Raw genomic sequence first — 20080 nt, forward strand, 5'->3', positions numbered from 1 at the left:
AATCTAGCCCGGTTTTTTTGCCCGCCGCCGGAGCCTTTCCCATGCCCATCCTCGAGATCCGCCACCCGCTGATCCGTCACAAACTTGGCCTAATGCGCCGCGCAGACATCAGCACGAAGAATTTCCGCGAGCTCGCTCAGGAAGTCGGCGCCCTGCTGACCTATGAAGCCACCAAAGACCTGCCGTTGGAAACCTACGATATCGAAGGTTGGTGCGGCACCGTGTCGGTCGAGAAAATCGCCGGCAAGAAAATTACCGTCGTGCCGATCCTGCGTGCCGGTATCGGCATGCTCGAAGGCGTGCTGAGCCTGATCCCGGGCGCCAAAGTCAGCGCCGTGGGCGTGGCCCGCAACGAGGAAACCCTCGAAGCCCACACCTACCTCGAGAAGCTGGTGCCGGAAATCGACGAACGCCTGGCAATGATCATCGACCCGATGCTCGCCACCGGCGGCTCGATGGTTGCCACCATCGACCTGCTGAAAAAAGCCGGTTGCAAGGACATTCGCGCCATGGTCCTTGTCGCTGCACCAGAAGGTATCGCCGTGGTCGAGAAAGCTCACCCGGACGTGATCATCTACACCGCGTCCATTGACCAGAAACTCAACGAACACGGTTACATCATCCCGGGCCTGGGCGATGCTGGCGACAAGATCTTCGGCACCAAGCAGAAGGACGCGTGAGCATGCAGCAAGAGTTCAACGATCCGCTCTGGCGCACGGTGCTGTCTGGCGCCCAGATGCTGTTCGTGGCCTTCGGCGCCCTGGTGTTGATGCCGCTGATCACGGGGCTCGACCCCAACGTGGCACTGTTCACCGCAGGCCTGGGGACGATTCTGTTCCAGGTCGTCACCGGGCGCCAGGTGCCGGTGTTCCTGGCATCGAGCTTCGCGTTCATCACTCCGATCATTCTCGCCAAGGGCCAATTCGGCCTCGCTGCGACCATGGGCGGCGTGATGGCGGCCGGTTTTGTCTATACGTTCCTCGGCCTGGCAGTGAAAATCAAAGGCACCGGCTTCATCGACCGCCTGCTGCCACCGGTGGTGATTGGCCCGGTGATCATCTCCATCGGCCTGGCCATGGCGCCGATCGCCGCCAACATGGCGATGGGCAAGGCCGGTGACGGTAGTGAACTGATTCATTACCAGACGGCGATGCTGATCTCGATGCCGGCGTTGCTGACCACCTTGATCGTCGCAGTGTTCGGCAAAGGCATTTTCCGCCTGGTGCCGATCATTTCCGGCGTCTTCGTCGGGTTTGCCATGTCGTTCTACTTTGGCGTGGTCGATACCGCGAAAATTGCCGCTGCACCATGGTTCGCCATTCCCCACTTCACCGCGCCAGAATTCAACTGGCAGGCGATCCTGTTCATCGTTCCGGTAGCCCTGGCCCCAGCCATCGAGCACATTGGCGGCGTGATCGCCGTGGGTAGCGTGACCGGTCGCGATTACCTGAAGAAGCCTGGCCTGCATCGCACCCTGTTGGGCGATGGCATTGCCACCACCGCCGCCGGCCTGTTCGGCGGTCCGCCCAACACCACCTATGCCGAAGTGACGGGCGCGGTGATGCTGACCAAGAACTACAATCCGAAAATCATGACCTGGGCGGCGATCTTCGCCATCAGCCTGGCGTTCATCGGCAAATTCGGTGCGCTGCTGCAAAGCATTCCGGTACCCGTGATGGGCGGGATTCTTTGCCTGTTGTTCGGCTCGATTGCGGCCGTGGGGATGAACACCCTGATTCGCCACAAGATCGACCTGGGCGAAGCACGCAATTTGGTGATCGTCTCGGTGACCCTGGTATTCGGTATTGGCGGCGTACTGGTCGGCACGGGCACTGGCCCGGACGATTTCGGCCTCAAAGGCATCGCGCTGTGCGCGGTGGTGGCGATTGCGCTGAACCTGATCCTGCCGGGCAATGACAGCTGGAAGCACAAGAAAGCGCAAGATCCGCTGTTGTAATGGCTTGAGTTCATCACCGTCGATGAAATAGCTTTCGCGAGCAGGCTCGCTCCCACAGAGGAGATCTATTGTGGGAGCGAGCCTGCTCGCGAAGCTTTTAAAGCACCAGCGGTGCTCGTTCGCACAACGCACTCAACGCCTTCGCCCACTGCGGATCATCGTTGAGGCACGGCACCAGCACCAACTCCTCCCCTCCCGCTTCGCGGAACTGCTCCAGCCCCCGATCACCGATTTCTTCCAGCGTCTCGATGCAATCGGCCACGAACGCCGGGCACATCACCAGCACCTTTTTCACGCCGCTTTTGCCAAGCTCATCCAGGCGAGCCTCGGTGTAGGGTTCAATCCACTTGGCGCGCCCAAGGCGCGACTGGAACGACACCGACCATTTGCCGTCCGGCAATCCCATGCGTTTGGCGAATTCGGATGCCGTGCGCAGGCATTGGGCGCGGTAGCAGGTCGCCAAAACTTCTGGCGAAGCGGTCTGGCAGCAATCAGCGCTTTTGAAGCAATGGTGACCGGTAGGGTCGATCTTGCTCAGGTGCCGCTCCGGTAATCCATGGAAGCTCAACAACAGGTGATCGTAACCCTGCAGCAAATACGGCTTGGCGCTGGCCACCAGCGCGTTGAGGTATTCCGGTTGATCGTAGAACGGCTGGAGAATCGAAAACTGCACATCCAGCCGCTTCTCGCGCACCACTCGCTTGGCCTCCTCGATCACCGTGGTCACGGTGCTGTCGGCGAACTGTGGATAAAGGGGTGCGAGAGTGATCTTCCTGTGACCCTGGGCCGCCAGGCGTACCAACGTCGATTCAATCGATGGCTCGCCATAACGCATCGCCAATTCCACCGGGCCGTGATGCCACTGCTCAGTCATGACCTGCTGCAGGCGACGGCTGAGAACCACCAATGGCGAACCCTCGTCCCACCAGATCGACGCGTAGGCATGCGCCGACTGCTCGGGGCGCTTGATCAGGATCAGCGAAACCAGCAAGCGTCGCACCGGCCATGCCAGGTCGATCACATACGGGTCCATCAAAAATTGATTGAGGTAACTGCGCACATCCGCCACCGAAGTGGAGGCCGGTGAGCCCAGGTTGACCAGAAGCAACGCGTGATCGGTCATGCAACGTCCTATTTCAAAGGCGGCTGGAAAGGTCGTCCAGGGCCGCGCGCAAATCAGTGAACTGGAAAGTGAATCCCGCTTCCAGCAAGCGAGCCGGTACTGCCTTCTGGCCGCCCAGCAACAACAATGACAATTCACCCAGGCCTACCTTTAATGCCAGGGCCGGCATGGGCATGAACGTCGGGCGGTGCAGCACGCTGCCCAACGTCTTGGCGAACTCTCGGTTGCGCACCGGTTTGGGCGCGCAGGCATTATAAGGACCACTGGCGCTTTGCCGGTGCAGAAGAAAATCAATCAGGGCGATTTGATCGTTGATATGGATCCACGGCATCCACTGCCGGCCACTGCCGATAGGCCCGCCCAGCCCCAGTTTGAACGGTATCAACAGACGTGACAAAAAGCCGCCCTCTGCCGACAACACCAGCCCGGTACGAATGAAAATCACGCGAATGCCCAAACCTTCGGCGCGCTGGGCAGTTTCCTCCCAGGCAATGCATAACTGACTGGCAAAGTCATCGATGACCGGTGGTGAATCCTCAGTCAGTTCGCGCTCACCGCCATCGCCATACCAACCGACCGCGGACCCAGAAATCAGGACCGGCGGCTTCTGTTCACGGCTTTCGAGCCATGCCAGCAGGGTTTCAGTCAGGGTGATGCGGCTACTCCACAACAGGGCTTTGCGTTTGTGGGTCCATGGGCGATCGGCAATGGGGGCACCGGCCAGATTGACGATGGCGTCGAGCGGGTCTTGTCCGATTTCTTCAAGCCGCCCGATGCCGCGCACTTGGGCGCCACAGATCTTGGCGACCTTTGCAGGCGTGCGGCTCCAGACGGTAAGGCGATGCCCTTGACTCAACCAGTGCCGGCAGAGCTGACGTCCTATCAAACCAGTACCGCCGGTCAGCAATATGTGCATGACTTCTTCCTCGCGTGGCGTTTTACCCTGATCACTAGTCTATTTTTATAAGCAAGGGATCTTTTGGTATCGGGTAGGCTCTGTGTTTAACAATAGGCCAAGCTGTCAGAACGAGAACGCTGAAAGTTATACCAAAAAACAATATTGTACAGGTTTCAACCCCGGCGTAGTCTGTACAGACAGGTAAACGAGGCCCTTATGACTGTACCTATCGCAATCATCGGCACCGGCATTGCCGGACTCTCAGCCGCACAAGCCCTGACCGACCTGGGGTATGTCGTGCAACTTTTCGATAAAAGCCGCGGCAGTGGCGGACGCATGTCGAGCAAGCGCAGCGATGCGGGTGCCCTGGACATGGGCGCGCAATATTTCACCGCCCGCGACCGTCGTTTTGTCACCGAAGTCCAGCGCTGGCAGGCCCGTGGCTGGGTCGCCGAATGGACACCGCAGCTATACACCTTCCATGGTGGCCGGCTCGATCTGTCGCCGGACGAGCAGACGCGCTGGGTTGGCACCCCGCGGATGAGCGCCATCACCCGATCCCTGCTGGGCGACCTGGAAGTGCATTTCGCCTGCCGGATCACCGAGGTGTATCGCGGCGAAGAACACTGGCACCTGCAGGATGCCGAAGGCTTCACCCATGGTCCGTTCAGCCATGTGGTCATCGCCACCCCGGCACCCCAGGCAACCGCGCTGCTGGCCTCCGCGCCAAAACTCGCTGGCGCCGCCGCCGGGGTAAAAATGGACCCTACCTGGGCCGTTGCACTGGCGTTCGAGACGCCCCTGGAAACACCAATGGAAGGCTGCTTCGTGCAGGACAGTCCGATTGACTGGCTGGCTCGTAATCGCAGCAAACCAGGGCGCGACAACACCCTCGACACCTGGGTGCTGCACGCCAACAGTACCTGGAGTCGCCAGCATATCGACTTGCCCAAAGAAGCAGTGATCGAGCAATTGCACGGCGCGTTCGCCGAGTTGTTGCACGATGCCATGCCCGCGCCCAGCTTCAGCCTGGCCCACCGCTGGCTCTATGCCCGCCCTGCCAGCAGCCATGAGTGGGGCACCCTGGCCGATGCGGACCTGGGGCTGTATGCGTGCGGCGACTGGTGCCTTTCCGGACGCGTCGAAGGTGCCTGGCTCAGCGGCCAGGAAGCCGCCCGACGCCTGCATGCACACTTGCAGTGAACTGCATCAATCCGAGCTGATGGCTGGTAACTGTAGGAGCTGATGAAAAACCTATACAAACAATTTGACTTGTACACCTTTGAATCTATGATGAACCTATGTTGTACAGACTTTCAGCCCTGTACAGTTTTAGATTCCGAGGTGTTCGATGCCCCTGCCCCCTGCCAAACCGAAAATCGCCATCAGCGCCTGCCTGATGGGTTTTGACGTGCGCTACAACGGCGGGCACAAGGCATCGCGCCTGTGCAGCCAGGTCCTCAGCGACTATTTCGATTTTGTCCCGATCTGCCCTGAAGTCGCCATTGGCCTGGGTACTCCGCGCCAGCCAATCCGCCTGGTAGGGGATGCGGACGCACCTCAGGCCGTCGGCACTGTCGACCGCGAGATCAACGTCACCCGGCCGCTGGCGGACTATGGTCGGCACATGGCGGCGGAACTTGACGATATCTGCGGTTACATCTTCATGCAGCAATCCCCTTCCTGCGGCCTGGAGCGGGTCAAGGTCTACCACGTCAATGGCGCACCGCAGAAGGGTGGTGGACGGGGCATCTACGCCCAAGCGTTCTGTGCCCAGCAAGGAGACTTGCCGGTGGAAGAAGACGGTCGGCTGAACGACCCGGTGCTGCGAGAAAACTTTATCACACGTGTATTCGCCTACAGCGCCTGGCAACAGTTGTTGCACGAAGGCCTGAGTCGCCGTGGATTGACAACATTTCACTCGCGCTACAAGTACCTGCTGATGGCCCACAACCCGGTGCAATACAAAACGCTCGGCAATTTGCTGGGCAACATGGGGCAGACCGACCCGAAAGAGCTCGGACCACGCTACTTCAGCCTGTTGATGGCGGCCCTGAAGCAATGCGCAACCCGCCGCACCCACACCAATGTCTTGCAGCACCTCTGCGGTTACCTGAAAAAAGCCATCAGCGCCGAGGACAAGAAAGAGGTGCAAAACCTCATCGGGCAATACCGCCAAGGCATCGTGCCGCTGGTGGTGCCGCTGACGTTGCTCAAGCATCACTTTCGCCAGCATCCCGACCCGTACATCGATCAGCAGGCGTACCTGCAACCTCACCCGGAAAATCTCAGCCTGCGAAATGCAATCTAATGAAATCCCGACTCGACAGCAGCGCCAGCGAAGACTTTGGTGCCGACTTCAAGAAGGCCCTGGATGATGGCTGGCTGCCGATTCGCGAAGTTGCCCGGCAGACTGGGGTGAACGCCGTGACACTGCGAGCCTGGGAACGTCGTTACGGCCTGATCGTGCCGCACCGCACGCCCAAGGGGCACCGGCTGTTCTCGGCTGAACATGTCCAACGTATTCTGACGATTCTCACCTGGCTCAACCGCGGCGTGGCCGTCAGCCAGGTCAAGCAACTGCTCGACACGCCGCAGGCTTTCAGCGAACTCGTTGAAAACGATTGGCAAGTGTTGCGCAATACCCTGTTCACCGCCGTCACGCAGCTGACCGAACGCCCCCTGGACGACACCATCAACCAAGCCATGGCGTTGTACCCGCCGCGCACCCTGTGCGAGCAGTTACTCATGCCCCTGCTGGCGGAGCTGGAACAACGCTGGCAAGGCCAGTTCGGCACGCAAATGGAGCGAGGATTTTTTTACTCCTGGCTCAGAAGCAAATTTGGCGCGCGCCTCTACCACAACAACCGCCAGTTACACGGCGCGCCACTGCTGCTGATCAATCAATCGGATCTGCCACTCGAACCTCACGTGTGGCTCACGGCCTGGTTGATCAGCAGTGCCGATTGCCCGGTGCAAGTGTTTGACTGGCCATTGCCCGCCGGTGAACTTGCGCTGGCTGTCGATCTTCTGCAAGCACGGGGCGTACTGCTTTATTCCAGCAAAGCCATAAAACTTTCAACATTGCCGAAACTTTTAAACAGCCTCAGTTGCCCAAAAATGATCGTCGGAGCGACGGTGTGCATCCACCACACCGAGTTGTGCGCAATAACTTCCGAAATCAGTGACCTGTACCTGGCCGACAGCCCCTTGGCGGCGCACCAGGCACTCGTTCAACGCGGGCTCATCTAATGGCGTTTGTTCAATGAAACGGGCGAACACAACAATGCAATTGATCTGGCTGCGCAGCGACCTGCGCCTGCATGACAACACCGCCCTCTCGGCCGCGGCAGCCCGTGGCCCGACCGTGGCGGTGTATCTATTGAGCCCGGAGCAATGGCGCGAACATGATGATGCCCCCTGCAAAGTGGACTTCTGGCTGCGCAACCTGCAGGCGTTGAGTGGTGCGCTGGGCCAGTTGAACATTCCCCTGCTGATCCGCCATGCCCCACGCTGGGATGACGCACCGGCAGTGCTGCTCGAGTTGTGCCGGCAATTGCAGATCGATGCGGTGCATCTCAACGAGGAATACGGCATCCACGAAACCCGCCGCGATGCAGCGGTAGCCCAGGCCCTGAAAGCCGAAGGCATCGAGGTCCATGACTATCTCGACCAACTGCTATTCAAGCCCGGCAGTGTGCTGACCAAAACCGGTAGTTACTTTCAGGTCTTCAGTCAGTTCCGCAAAGTCTGTTATGAACGACTGCATCATTCACTGCCCAGCCTGGTACGCACACCACTGGCGCAAACCGCACTGAATATTGCCAGCGACGCCATCCCGACGCAGGTCGAAGGGTTCGACGCCCCCCCGGAGAGCCTGCGTGAGCTGTGGCCGGCCGGTGAAGACGAAGCCCGGCGCCGTCTCGACAGTTTTACCGACATACAGATCGACTACTACCAGAGCGAGCGCGACTTTCCGGCAAAACCCGGCACCAGCCAGCTCTCGGCCTATCTGGCCGCCGGGGTGATTTCGCCCCGCCAGTGCCTGCATGCCGCGCTGCAAAGCAACCAGGGCGAGTTCGAAAGCGGCAAGGTCGGCGCCATCACCTGGATCAATGAACTGCTGTGGCGCGAGTTCTACAAACACATCCTGGTGGGCTACCCGCGGGTTTCTCGTCACCGTGCCTTTCGCCCGGAAACCGAAGCCCTGGCGTGGCGCAACGCCCCTGAAGAACTGGCCGCCTGGCAGCAGGGCCGCACCGGTTTGCCGATCATCGACGCAGCCATGCGCCAACTGCTGGAAACCGGCTGGATGCACAATCGCCTGCGCATGGTGGTGGCGATGTTCCTGACCAAGAACCTGCTGATCGACTGGCGCGAGGGCGAACGCTTTTTCATGCGCCACCTGATCGACGGCGACCTGGCCGCGAACAACGGCGGCTGGCAATGGAGTTCGTCCACCGGCACCGATTCGGCGCCTTATTTCCGTATCTTCAACCCGCTGAGCCAGTCGGAAAAATTCGACGCCGAAGGCTTGTTCATCAAGCACTGGCTCCCGCAACTGTCGGGGCTCGATAAAAAGGCTGTGCATAACCCGGCGCATCTTGGCGGTTTGTTCGGCGTGGCAGGTTATCCGGCGCCGATCGTCGACCTGAGCACCTCCCGCGCCCGCGCCCTGGCTGCCTTCAAGAATCTGCCGTCGCGGCAGACTGCCGGGAGCCTCCATGAATAACCTCCTGCAGCGTCTCTATGAACACCAGATGGAATTTGGCCGGGCGACTGGCTTTCTGCAAAGGAGAATGGGATGAATCTTACCCCTCCACGACGATACTGGTTGACCGGTGCGAGTAACGGCATTGGCGCCGCGCTGGCTGAAGAAATACTCAAGAGCGGTGCCCACCTGGCTGTTAGCGCCCGCTCGCTGGCCCCACTGAAAGTCTTGTCCCTGCGTTACCCCGGAAAAGTATTGGTGGTCGCTGGTGACTTGACCAACAGCCAGACAGTACGTGAAATCGGCGAACGGATTGCTCGGGACTGGGGCTCTCTGGACACCGTGATCCTTAACGCGGGCACCTGCGAATACGTGGATGGCAAGCAGTTCGACGCCTCGATCATCGAGCATGTGGTGCGCACCAACCTGCTCGCCAGCAGCTTCTGCATCGAAGCCGCGTTGCCATTGCTGCGCGCTGGTACCGCACCGCACCTGGTGGGCCTGGCCAGCTCGGTGACTTACCTGCCACTGCCCCGCGCCGAAACTTATCGCGGCTCGAAAGCCGGGATGCGTTACCTGTTCGAATCCCTGCGCATCGACCTCGCACCGGAAGGGATCGAAGTCACAATGGTCAATCCCGGGTTCGTCCAGACGACACTGAACGGGAAAAATGATTTACCCATGCCACTCTCCTGGAAGGCAGGGAAAGCTGCGCAGCACATCTTCCACGAAATCAGGAGCCGACCACTGGAGATCGCGCTGCCGGGGATGCTCATGTCCACCCTATGGCCGCTACCGAAAATGCTCGACCGGACGAAGCTGGCGATTGGCAAACGCATGGTTCGCAGCAGCCCGCCAATCATGGATCAGTTGTGATCGAAAGACTTGCAGCGGATGCCAGCGACTGAGCGTCCGTCAGAGCTTTCACACGGTGCCGGCTGACTGCCTTACACTGCGCGCCATGAAAAACATCCCTCACCTACAAATCGCCACCCCCGCGGTGACCTGCTCGACTTGTGCAGCCTGCTGCTGCCAGCTCGAAGTCATGCTGATCACCGATACCGGCGTGCCCGAGCGATTCATCGACACCGATGACTGGGGTGGAGAGGTCATGTTGCGCCTGGACGACGGCTGGTGTGCCGCGCTGGATCGCAACACGATGATGTGCACCATCTACGAAAAACGCCCGCTGATCTGCAGGGAATTCGAGATGGGGGCGGCGGAATGCATCGAAGAGCGCCAAGGGATTTCGACGGCGTATCGCTGAAACTCAATGTGGGAGCCAGCAGGCTAGCTCCCACAGGGTATGTTGCTCAGACAGTGATCCTTACAACGGCATCGTGTAATGCAGCGCGTAACTTTCTATACCATCGTTCGGGCTGGTAATCCCGGCATTGGAATAGTGCGTCGCGCGAATTCCGACTTCATGCCCACCGGCAAAGCGCAGGCCCACACCTAAGCGATCCTCGAACTGAAACGCGCTGCCCAGTTCATTGCTTTCGACTTCAGTACTGGCGAACACCGCCACGCCAAACCCGAGCTCGACGTAAGGCTTAACGCTCTGACCGGCGAACTCGTAAACAAACACTGGCGAAAATGAAAGGCTGTGATTGCTGGTGGTCTCGTCGCCATCCCAATAGGTGTAGGCGCCGCTCCAGTAACCGGTTAAACGACCCACGTCGCTCTGCCACCAACTCTTGTCCCAATCGAATTGCATGCCCAATCGATAAGTCATGGTTGATTCGCCGGTCTGACCGACTCCGAACTCCACGCCTGCTGCTTGCGCAGTGAAACTGTGCCCCATCAATGCAGCCGCAATCGCGGCCAAACAAAATAGTCGCTTCATAGAAACATCCTTATCCCAACGATTACGTTCGGTATTTTATTGATCTACGTTCACAGCTATAGAAGTCGACGGTTATTCAGAAGTTCAGCCCAAATTCTTCCTCTGCCCAGAATTTGCTTACTCTTCAAAGCTTCGCACAACACCAGCGTTATTCCACAGTATCGGCAATATATTTGTGAAATGAACAGGATCGGCGCTCGTCCAGAATTGCGCAGCACGAGCAGGCCCGGCGGCCAGTAATTCGCGCTCGGCGAGCAAGCGCTGAAGCTGACGCGCAACCGCCGCACCTGTATCGATCAGGCTGATGTCGTCGGGGATCATCTGTTTGAGCAAGGGCTTGAGGAAAGGGTAATGGGTGCAGCCCAGGATGATGGTGTCGGCACCCTCGGCAAGCAGCGGCTGGACGTAACGCTCCAGCAGCTGGTGCAGGACGGGACTGTGCAAGTCGCCTTTTTCGATCAACTCGACCAACCCCGGGCAAGGTTGGGTGATCACTCGAACGTCGGTGGCGAAGCGGTCGAGCAACGCGGCGAACTTGGCGCTCTGCAGGGTTCCCGTCGTGGCCAGCACTCCGACCACGCCACTGCGGGTAGCGGCAGCGGCCGGCTTGACGGCGGGCTCCATGCCGACGATGGGCCATTGCGGGTAATCGCGACGCAAGTCGGCAACACCGGCGACAGTGGCGGTGTTGCAGGCCAGGACAAGGGCCTTGGCGCCCTGGCGTTGAAAAAACTCGGCCATGACGCTGCAACGCTGCTGGATAAATTCCGGGGTTTTCTCGCCGTAGGGAATGTTCCCGCAATCGGCGACATACAACAGGGATTCGTCAGGCAACAAACGCTGGATCTCGGCTAGCACCGAAAGCCCGCCGACACCGGAGTCGAATACGCCAATCGGCGCTTCACGCATGCTTGGGCCCACAGACGCTGCAACCCGGATCTCGCTTGACTCGCAATTCGCGAAAGCGCGAACCCAAGGCGTCGATCAGCAGCAGGCGCCCTACCAGCGGCTCGCCGAATCCGGCCAGCAACTTCAACGCTTCAAGCGCTTGCAGGCTGCCGACCAATCCCACCAACGGCCCGACCACCCCGGCCTCACTGCAGGTCAATTCAGCTTCGCTGCCGTGCCCATATAGACAGTGGTAGCACGGGCTTTCTGCTCGACGCGGATCGAACACCGACAATTGCCCTTCAAGGCGAATCGCCGCGCCGCTGACCAGCGGCTTGCTGGCGCTCACGCAAGCCGCGTTGACCGCTTCACGGGTGGAGAAATTGTCCGAGCAATCCAGGACCAGGTCTACGGCGGCGACAGTAGCGGCCAGGGAATCTTCATCGAGCGCTGCACGATGAGCGATCAAGCGGATTTCGGGGTTGATCGCCGTCAGGCGCTTGATTGCCGAATCGACTTTGCCCATGCCGACGCTGTCGGTGTCGTGAATGATCTGGCGCTGCAAGTTGGTCAGGTCGACCGTGTCGAAATCCGCCAGATGTAATTCGCCAACCCCTGCGGCGGCGAGGTACAGCGCCACCGGCGCACCAAGGCCACCGAGGCCGACGATCAATACTCGGCTGTCCTTGAGCCGCAACTGGCCGTCGATATCGATGTGTTGCAGCAGAATCTGCCGACTGTAACGCAGCAACTCCTGATCATTCAGCACGGCAGGCGCCCCAGACTGATGCGTTGGTGACCGCCCAGATCGGTGCGGCTGTGAACTTGCTCGAAACCGCGGGTCAACAGCAAATCGCGGACGGCCTCGGCCTGATCGTAACCATGCTCGAGCATCAGCCAGCCGCCCGTGTCGAGATGGTCCGGCGCCTGGGCGACGATCAGACGCAGATCATCAAGCCCGTCGACACCGGCCACCAGGGCGCTGGCCGGTTCAAAACGCACATCGCCCTCGACCAGGTGCGGGTCGGTGGCTGCAATGTAGGGCGGGTTACTGATGATCAGTTGAAAACGTTGACCTTCCAGGGCGCTGAACCAATGGCTGCTCAGTACCTTGGCGTTATTCAGATGCAGGCGTTGGCGATTGCGTTCGGCCAGGGCTACGGCTTCCAGCACGCGATCCACGGCAGTGACGCTCCAGGCCGGACGCTCGCTGGCCAGGGCCAAGGCAATCGCGCCACTGCCAGTGCCCAGGTCGAGTACGTTGGCGGGGGTGGCCGGCAACAGCTCCAACGCGGCCTCCACCAGCAACTCGGTGTCTGGCCGCGGGATCAGCGTGTGCGGCGCAACTTCCAGGTCGAGCTTCCAGAAACCTTGCTGGCCAAGAATGTACGCCACCGGTTCACCGCTGCGGCGGCGCTGCAAATACTCGGCGAAGGTCAACGCCGCTTCGCTCGGCACGATGCGTTCCGGCCAGGTGTGCAGGAAGCTGCGGGACTTGCCCAGCGCAGCCGCCAGCAACAGTTCGGCATCCAGGCGCGCCGTGGGCGAGTCGGGCAGATCGGCTGCACGCAACAAACTGGCAATGATCGTCATTTACTCACCTATCGCGGCCAGTTGATCGGCCTGGTACTCGGCCAGCAACGGCTCGATCACGGCATCGACGCCCCCGGCGAGGATTTCGTCGAGCGAATACAGCGTCAGGTTCACCCGGTGGTCGGTCACCCGGCCCTGGGCAAAGTTGTAGGTACGGATACGTTCGGAGCGGTCCCCCGAGCCCACCAGCAGCTTGCGCTCACTGGCGATGGCATTGGCGGCGGCACTGGTTTGCTGGTCATTGAGCTTGGCCGACAGCCAGGACATCGCCCGCGCACGGTTCTTGTGCTGCGAACGCTCTTCCTGGCACTCCACGACAATACCGGACGGCAAGTGTGTGATGCGGATCGCCGAATCGGTCTTGTTCACGTGCTGACCGCCCGCACCGGAGGAGCGGTAGGTATCGATGCGCAGGTCTGCCGGGTTGATCTCGATCGCTTCCTGCTCGTCCGGCTCGGGCAACACCGCCACGGTGCAGGCCGACGTGTGGATGCGTCCCTGGGACTCGGTCGCCGGCACCCGTTGCACGCGGTGGGCGCCGGACTCGAACTTCAGCTTGCCATAGACGTTGTCGCCTTCGACTCGCGCAATCACTTCCTTATAGCCGCCGTGTTCACCCTCGTTTTCCGAGAGGATCTCCACCCGCCAGCCGCGACGCTCGGCGTAACGCGAGTACATGCGGAACAAGTCGCCAGAGAAAATCGCCGCCTCGTCACCGCCGGTGCCGGCGCGGATTTCGAGGAATACGTTGCGCCCGTCATTCGGGTCCTTGGGCAGCAACATGCGTTGCAGGTTGGCTTCGAGCTCGACCAGGCGCTCCTTGGCTTCGCGGACTTCTTCCACGGCCATCTCGCGCATGTCCGGGTCGCTATCCTTGAGCAGCGCCTGGGCGCCTTCGAGGTCACCCTGCACCTTGAGCAACTGTTTGTAGGTTTCGACGATCGGCTCGACTTCCGCGTATTCCTTGGAATAGGCACGGAACTTGTTCTGATCGGAAATGACCTCGCCATCGCCAAGCAAGGCGGTCAATTCCTCGAAACGGTCCTGGAGGATGTCCAGCTTATTGAGCAGTGACGCTTTCATTGCGGTTTCTTATCCGAAAAGCTTTCCGATGAGCCCTCACCGAGGGCAAAGAGTTCCTGGGCCATCGCCAGCGCATCGAGGCGACCTTCGGCAGAGAGCTTTTTCAATTGCACGCTCGGTGCGTGCAAGAGTTTATTGGTCAGGCCGCGTGCCAGTTGCACCAGCACCTCCTCGGGGCTGCTGCCATTGGCCAGCAGACGCTGGGCCTTTTGCAATTCTTCGTCGCGCAGGCGCTCGCTCTGTTGACGATAGGCCTTGAGCACGTCCACCGCCGCCAACTCACGCAGGCGCACCATGAAGTCTTCGGCGCCCACCGAGACCATCTCTTCCGCCGCCTGGGCTGCACCCTGGCGACTCTTGAGGTTCTCGGCGACCACTTCGTGGAGATCGTCGACGCTGTAGAGGTATACGTCGTCCAATTCGCCGACTTCTGGCTCGATATCCCGCGGAACGGCAATATCGACCATGAAGATCGGTTTGTGCTTGCGCAGTTTCAAGGCGCTCTCAACAGCACCTTTGCCAAGGATCGGCAACTGACTCGCCGTGGAACTGATGACAATGTCGCTGCGCACCAACTCTGCTGGAATGTCCGATAGCAGCACCGCATGGGCGCCAAACTGCTCGGCCAGAATACTCGCGCGCTCCAGCGTGCGGTTGGCCACCACGATACGCTTCACACCCAGGTCGTGCAGATGGCGGGCGACCAGTGTAATGGTCTCGCCGGCACCGATCAGCAAGGCCTGGCTACGTTGCAGGTCACTGAAAATCTGTTTGGCCAGGCTGACCGCGGCAAACGCCACGGACACCGGGTTCTCGCCAATGGCGGTGTCGGTGCGCACTTGCTTGGCCGCATTGAACGTCGCCTGGAACAAGCGCCCGAGTAACGGTCCGACGGTGCCGGCCTCGCGAGCCACGGCGTAGGCCGACTTCATCTGGCCGAGGATCTGCGGCTCGCCCAACACCAGCGAATCAAGCCCGGAGGCGACTCGCATCATGTGACGAACTGCCGCATCGTCTTCGTGCACATAAGCGCTCGCACGCAGCTCATCGAGGCTCAAATGATGATATTCGGCCAGCCAGCGCAGCACGGTATCCGCCGACAGGTGATCCTGCTCTATATAGAGTTCGCTGCGATTGCAGGTGGAGAGGATCGCAGCTTCGCGGCTGTCGGTGAGTCGGCAGAGCTGCTGCAAGGCCTCGACCAGCTGTTCAGGGGTAAAGGCCACGCGCTCGCGGACGTCTACTGAAGCAGTCTTGTGGTTAATACCGAGTGCAAGGAAGGCCATTCAAAGTCGCTGGTGGTGACGTGAAGCCGGCAATTGTCCTACTTCGCCAGATTCAGAACAACTACTCGATATCTATTGGCCTGGTAGGCGGTATCCCGACCTGCGATCCATTCTCGTTTCAGCCTTTGTAGGAGCTGCCGCAGGCTGCGATCTTTTGATCTTGAAAAAGCAAAATCAAAAGATCGCAGCCTGCGGCAGCTCCTACAGGGTGGGGCCGGGCATGGGGTGTGACGGTAAATTGCCGGGGCCGGTTATGTTTGACCGAAGGCTTGTGTCATGATGATCCGACCGCAGGTTAGTCGTCCTCTTCCTATATGAATAGATCTTCCGCGTTGCTCCTCGCCCTCGTCTTTCTCAGCGGCTGCCAGGCCTTGGCTCCCGTGTCGACGGATGACCCGTCGCCGGTCGAAGACTCCACCCCGGCCCCTGAAAAGCCCAAGGTCTACAGTTCATTCAGCGAAGACACCGTCTTCAGCCTGCTGAGTGCGGAGCTGGCTGGCCAGCGCAATCGTTTCGACATCGCCCTGGACAACTACGTGACCCAGGCCATCAATACCCAGGATCCGGGCATCTCCGAGCGGGCATTCCGCATTGCCGAGTACCTGGGCGCCGACCAGGCCGCCCTGGACACGGCACTGATCTGGGCCAAAAACGCGCCGGACGACCTTGAGGCCCAGCGGGCCGCCGCCGTGCAGTTGGCACGCGCCGGGCGCTATGACGATTCCATGGTCTACATGGAGAAAGTGCTGCAGGGCAAGGGCGATACCCATTTCGACTTCCTCGCTCTGTCCGCGGCCGATACCGACCAGGACACGCGCAATGGCCTGATGAAAAGTTTTGACCGTTTGCTGCAGCGCCACCCGAACAACGGCCAGCTGATTTTCGGCAAGGCTTTGCTGCTGCAACAGGATGGCGACACCAAAGGCGCACTGACCCTGCTGGAAGACAATCCGCCGGACGATGGAGAAATCGCCCCCATCCTGCTGCGCGCACGCTTGCTGCAGTCCCTTGATCGCGGCGACGAAGCCTTGCCCCTGCTGCAAAAAGGCATCAAGAAGTATCCGGATGACAAGCGCCTTCGCCTGACTTACGCGCGCATGCTGGTTGAACAGGACCGCATGGATGATGCCAAGGCCGAGTTCTCAAGCCTGGTGCAGCAATACCCCGAAGACGACGACCTGCGTTATTCCCTGGCGCTCGTCTGCCTGGAGGCCAAAGCCTGGGACGAGGCCAAGGGCTACCTTGAAGACCTGATCGCCCGTGACAGCCATGTCGACTCGGCGCACCTGAACCTTGGGCGCATTGCTGAAGAACGTAACGATCCCCAAGGCGCGCTGATCGAGTACGACCAGGTCGGCCCGGGTAACGACTATTTGCCTGCACAACTGCGTCAGGCCGACATTCTGATGAATAACGGCAAGACTGCCGAAGCCCAGCGCAAGCTGGCGGCAGAGCGCGATGAGCAACCGGATTATGCGATCCAGTTGTACCTGATCGAAGCCGAAACCCTGTCCGCCAACAAACAGGGGGACAAGGCCTGGAAAGTCCTGGAGCAAGCGCTGCAAAAATACCCGGACGACCTGAATCTGCTCTATACCCGTGCCATGCAGGCGGAAAAACGCAATGACCTGGCACAAATGGAAAAAGACCTGCGCCTGATCATCAAGCGCGATCCAGACAATGCCATGGCATTGAACGCCCTCGGTTATACCCTGTCTGACCGCACGACGCGGTACGCCGAAGCCAAGGCGCTGATCGAGCAAGCGCACCGGATCACTCCGGAAGACCCGGCGGTTCTCGACAGCCTCGGCTGGGTGAACTACCGCATGGGCAATCTCGACGAAGCCGAGCGCCTGCTGCGCCAGGCCCTGGAGCGCTTCCCCGACCAGGAAGTCGCCGCCCACCTCGGTGAAGTCCTGTGGGCCAATGGCAAGCAACGCGAAGCGCGGCAAATCTGGGGCAAGTTCCTCAAGGATCAGCCCGACAGCCCTACCCTGCGCAGTACCATCAAGCGCCTGACCGGATCAGAGACTCTTTAAGATTATGTTTTTGCGCCACCTCATCGTATTCAGTTTTATCGCCCTGCTCGCCGGCTGTGCGGGTTTCACTGCCCGCGAATCGGTCGTGGGCCACGGCAACCCAGCGCAATGGCGCGAGCACAAACTGCAACTTGCGAGTCTTGATGGCTGGCAGATCGACGGCAAGATCGGCATCCGCGCGCCCAAGGATTCCGGCAGCGGCACGCTGTTCTGGCTGCAACGCCAGGAATACTACGACATCCGCCTCTCGGGCCCATTGGGTCGCGGTGCAGCGCGCCTGACCGGGCGTCCGGGCAAGGTTTCCCTGGAGGTCGCTAACCAGGGACGCTACGAAGCGCCTTCCCCGGATGCCCTGCTTGAAGAACAGCTGGGCTGGAAGCTGCCGGTTTCCAACCTGGCCTGGTGGGTCCGCGGGCTCCCCGCACCGGACAGCAAAAGCCGCCTGACGCTCGATGGCGACAGCCGCCTGGCTAACCTCGAACAGGACGGCTGGCAGGTCGAGTACACGGCCTACACCGAGCAGAATGGTTACTGGTTGCCCGAGCGGATCAAACTGCACGGCACCGACCTGGATGTCACGCTGGTGATCAAGGCCTGGCAACCACGCAAATTGGGGCAATGACATGCCAGCCAATCGCCTGACCCTGCCGTCGCCGGCCAAACTCAATTTGATGCTGCACATTCTGGGTCGCCGTGAAGACGGCTACCATGAGCTACAGACGCTGTTTCAATTTCTCGACTACGGCGACGAAATCACCTTTGCCGTGCGCGACGACGGTGTCATTTGCCTGCACACCGAGTTCGAAGGCGTCCCCCACGACAGTAACTTGATCGTCAAGGCCGCGAAAAAACTTCAGGCGCAATCCGGCTGCTCGCTCGGTATTGATATCTGGATCGATAAAGTCCTGCCCATGGGCGGCGGCATCGGCGGCGGCAGTTCGAATGCCGCCACCACCCTGCTCGGCCTCAATCACCTCTGGCAACTGGGTTGGGACGAGGATCGGCTGGCCGCGCTGGGCTTGACGCTGGGCGCCGATGTCCCGGTTTTCGTGCGCGGCCATGCGGCTTTCGCCGAGGGCGTGGGCGAGAAACTGACCCCTGTCGACCCGGAGGAACCCTGGTATCTCGTGCTGGTGCCGCAAGTCTCTGTAAGTACGGCAGAAATTTTTTCAGATCCGTTGTTGACACGTAACACTCCTCCCATTAAAGTGCGCCCCGTTCCCAAGGGAAACAGTCGAAATGACTGCTTGCCGGTGGTAGCAAGGCGTTATCCAGAGGTACGTAACGCATTGAATTTGTTAGGTAATTTTACCGAGGCAAAACTCACCGGAACTGGAAGTTGTGTGTTTGGGGGCTTCCCAAGCAAAGCTGAAGCTGATAAAGTCTCGGCCCTTCTGACAGAGACCCTTACAGGGTTTGTAGCGAAAGGAAGCAACGTTTCGATGTTGCATCGCAAGCTGCAAAGTCTGCTCTAAAGGAATCAAGTGCCCGGCACTTGAAAGCAACAGATACAGGGGCGTCGCCAAGCGGTAAGGCAGCAGGTTTTGATCCTGCCATGCGTTGGTTCGAATCCAGCCGCCCCTGCCATTTTCTATACTCATCCAGGTTACCCTCAGCCTCTAGGTACTGCGCGTGTCCAAGATGATGGTCTTTACGGGGAACGCTAACCCCGATCTGGCTCGGCGTGTCGTACGTCAGCTGCATATCCCTCTCGGTGACATCTCTGTCGGTAAATTTTCCGACGGCGAAATTACAGCCGAGATCAATGAAAACGTTCGCGGTAAAGACGTCTTCATTATTCAGCCGACTTGCGCTCCGACCAACGATAACCTGATGGAACTGGTAGTGATGGCTGACGCCTTCCGCCGCTCCTCGGCTACTCGTATCACTGCTGTTATTCCTTATTTTGGTTATGCCCGTCAGGATCGCCGTCCGCGTTCCGCACGTGTGGCCATCAGCGCGAAAGTCGTTGCTGACATGCTCACCGTAGTCGGCATCGACCGTGTTCTCACGGTTGATCTGCATGCTGACCAGATTCAGGGCTTCTTCGATATTCCGGTAGATAACATCTACGGCTCCCCGGTTCTGGTGGATGACATCGAAGATCAGCGCTTCGAGAACCTGATGATTGTGTCCCCGGACATTGGTGGCGTCGTGCGTGCACGAGCTGTTGCCAAATCCCTGGGCGTGGATCTCGGGATCATCGACAAACGCCGTGAGAAAGCCAATCACTCTGAAGTGATGCATATCATCGGTGATGTCGAAGGGCGTACCTGCATCCTGGTCGATGACATGGTCGATACCGCTGGCACTCTGTGCCACGCGGCCAAGGCCCTGAAAGAGCATGGCGCAGCCAAGGTCTTTGCCTACTGCACACACCCTGTGCTGTCGGGTCGGGCCATCGAGAATATCGAAAATTCCGTGCTGGACGAGCTGGTGGTCACTAACACCATCCCGCTGTCCGCTGCAGCACAAGCCTGTGCACGTATCCGTCAACTGGATATCGCACCGGTTGTTGCCGAAGCGGTTCGCCGCATCAGCAATGAAGAATCGATCAGCGCGATGTTCCGTTAAGGGCCCTGCCCTTCTCGAAATGTCTCGTTGACGAAAAGCGCCCCGCCCCGGCATTCCTGTCGGGGCGGGGCTTTTTTGCCCA

Annotated in this window: 20 protein-coding genes and 1 tRNA gene; 13 read left to right on the forward strand and 8 right to left on the reverse strand. The window is 59.8% G+C overall.

From position 1 onward, the window contains the following. Positions 1-41 precede the first annotated feature (41 nt). A complete protein-coding gene (gene upp / locus HGP31_RS26340; RefSeq protein WP_008060213.1) occupies positions 42-680 on the forward strand; it encodes a uracil phosphoribosyltransferase in 639 nt (212 codons plus the stop codon). 2 nt (positions 681-682) lie between these two features. After that, positions 683-1957, forward strand: coding sequence for a uracil-xanthine permease family protein (locus tag HGP31_RS26345; RefSeq protein WP_020799756.1), 1275 nt, complete (start codon positions 683-685; stop codon positions 1955-1957). A 97-nt stretch (positions 1958-2054) separates the two neighbouring features. Here HGP31_RS26345 and hemH read toward each other — a convergent pair whose 3' ends face one another. Both hemH and HGP31_RS26355 read right to left on the reverse strand, forming a co-directional pair. Further along, a complete protein-coding gene (gene hemH / locus HGP31_RS26350) occupies positions 2055-3080 on the reverse strand; it encodes a ferrochelatase (RefSeq protein ID WP_168758942.1) in 1026 nt (341 codons plus the stop codon). 13 nt (positions 3081-3093) lie between these two features. Next, positions 3094-3996, reverse strand: coding sequence for a TIGR01777 family oxidoreductase (locus HGP31_RS26355; RefSeq protein WP_033044010.1), 903 nt, complete (start codon positions 3994-3996; stop codon positions 3094-3096). Between the two features lie 198 nt (positions 3997-4194). On the opposite strand from HGP31_RS26355, the gene HGP31_RS26360 reads away from it, so the two are divergent. The 6 genes from HGP31_RS26360 to HGP31_RS26385 all read left to right on the forward strand — a co-directional run bounded on the left by HGP31_RS26360 (position 4195) and on the right by HGP31_RS26385 (position 9956). Continuing rightward, on the forward strand, positions 4195-5181 hold the full coding sequence (locus tag HGP31_RS26360) for an NAD(P)/FAD-dependent oxidoreductase (RefSeq protein WP_033044011.1): 987 nt from the start codon (positions 4195-4197) through the stop codon (positions 5179-5181). A gap of 148 nt (positions 5182-5329) precedes the next feature. Further along, on the forward strand, positions 5330-6289 hold the full coding sequence (locus tag HGP31_RS26365) for a YbgA family protein (RefSeq protein WP_033044012.1): 960 nt from the start codon (positions 5330-5332) through the stop codon (positions 6287-6289). Continuing rightward, a complete protein-coding gene (locus tag HGP31_RS26370) occupies positions 6289-7230 on the forward strand; it encodes a MerR family transcriptional regulator (protein ID WP_033044013.1) in 942 nt (313 codons plus the stop codon). The genes HGP31_RS26365 and HGP31_RS26370 overlap by 1 nt, the downstream gene beginning before the upstream one ends. A gap of 34 nt (positions 7231-7264) precedes the next feature. Then, positions 7265-8710 (forward strand): deoxyribodipyrimidine photo-lyase, encoded by a 1446-nt coding sequence (gene phrB / locus HGP31_RS26375; protein WP_033044014.1) that lies wholly within the window; start codon positions 7265-7267, stop codon positions 8708-8710. A gap of 72 nt (positions 8711-8782) precedes the next feature. After that, positions 8783-9565, forward strand: coding sequence for an SDR family NAD(P)-dependent oxidoreductase (locus tag HGP31_RS26380; protein WP_020799748.1), 783 nt, complete (start codon positions 8783-8785; stop codon positions 9563-9565). Positions 9566-9650: 85 nt separating this feature from the next. Then, positions 9651-9956, forward strand: coding sequence for a YkgJ family cysteine cluster protein (locus HGP31_RS26385; RefSeq protein WP_033044015.1), 306 nt, complete (start codon positions 9651-9653; stop codon positions 9954-9956). 60 nt (positions 9957-10016) lie between these two features. Here the strand turns inward: HGP31_RS26385 and HGP31_RS26390 are convergent, their stop codons facing one another. From HGP31_RS26390 to hemA, 6 genes are all read right to left on the reverse strand, one after another. Then, on the reverse strand, positions 10017-10535 hold the full coding sequence (locus HGP31_RS26390; RefSeq protein ID WP_020799745.1) for an acyloxyacyl hydrolase: 519 nt from the start codon (positions 10533-10535) through the stop codon (positions 10017-10019). Positions 10536-10652: 117 nt separating this feature from the next. Further along, complete coding sequence (murI, locus tag HGP31_RS26395; RefSeq protein ID WP_033044016.1) at positions 10653-11444, reverse strand: glutamate racemase; 792 nt, start codon at positions 11442-11444, stop codon at positions 10653-10655. Beyond that, positions 11437-12192 (reverse strand): molybdopterin-synthase adenylyltransferase MoeB, encoded by a 756-nt coding sequence (locus HGP31_RS26400; protein ID WP_020799743.1) that lies wholly within the window; start codon positions 12190-12192, stop codon positions 11437-11439. The genes murI and HGP31_RS26400 overlap by 8 nt, the downstream gene beginning before the upstream one ends. Further along, the gene (gene prmC / locus HGP31_RS26405; RefSeq protein WP_083349750.1) at positions 12186-13016 is read right to left on the reverse strand and encodes a peptide chain release factor N(5)-glutamine methyltransferase; all 831 of its coding nucleotides are present in this window, start codon (positions 13014-13016) and stop codon (positions 12186-12188) included. Before prmC ends, HGP31_RS26400 begins: the two co-directional genes overlap by 7 nt. Continuing rightward, positions 13017-14099 (reverse strand): peptide chain release factor 1, encoded by a 1083-nt coding sequence (gene prfA, locus HGP31_RS26410; protein WP_020799741.1) that lies wholly within the window; start codon positions 14097-14099, stop codon positions 13017-13019. Beyond that, positions 14096-15385 carry a glutamyl-tRNA reductase gene (hemA, locus tag HGP31_RS26415; RefSeq protein ID WP_020799740.1) on the reverse strand — a complete coding sequence of 430 codons (1290 nt, stop codon included), beginning with the start codon at positions 15383-15385 and terminating at the stop codon, positions 14096-14098. The genes prfA and hemA overlap by 4 nt, the downstream gene beginning before the upstream one ends. Positions 15386-15699: 314 nt before the next feature. On the opposite strand from hemA, the gene HGP31_RS26420 reads away from it, so the two are divergent. From HGP31_RS26420 to HGP31_RS26440, 5 genes are all read left to right on the forward strand, one after another. Beyond that, a complete protein-coding gene (locus HGP31_RS26420) occupies positions 15700-17424 on the forward strand; it encodes a tetratricopeptide repeat protein (RefSeq protein WP_033041358.1) in 1725 nt (574 codons plus the stop codon). Positions 17425-17428: 4 nt separating this feature from the next. Further along, positions 17429-18046: a lipoprotein insertase outer membrane protein LolB gene (gene lolB, locus HGP31_RS26425; protein WP_033041357.1), complete on the forward strand. Its 618-nt coding sequence runs from the start codon at positions 17429-17431 to the stop codon at positions 18044-18046. A gap of 1 nt (position 18047) precedes the next feature. After that, the gene (gene ispE / locus HGP31_RS26430) at positions 18048-18899 is read left to right on the forward strand and encodes a 4-(cytidine 5'-diphospho)-2-C-methyl-D-erythritol kinase (RefSeq protein ID WP_168758943.1); all 852 of its coding nucleotides are present in this window, start codon (positions 18048-18050) and stop codon (positions 18897-18899) included. 37 nt (positions 18900-18936) lie between these two features. Beyond that, positions 18937-19011, forward strand: a tRNA-Gln gene (locus HGP31_RS26435). A gap of 45 nt (positions 19012-19056) precedes the next feature. Then, positions 19057-19998 carry a ribose-phosphate pyrophosphokinase gene (locus tag HGP31_RS26440; protein WP_003171603.1) on the forward strand — a complete coding sequence of 314 codons (942 nt, stop codon included), beginning with the start codon at positions 19057-19059 and terminating at the stop codon, positions 19996-19998. Positions 19999-20080 lie beyond the last annotated feature (82 nt).

The sequence above is a fragment of the Pseudomonas umsongensis genome (assembly GCF_012647205.1).
Taxonomy (GTDB): domain Bacteria; phylum Pseudomonadota; class Gammaproteobacteria; order Pseudomonadales; family Pseudomonadaceae; genus Aquipseudomonas; species Aquipseudomonas umsongensis.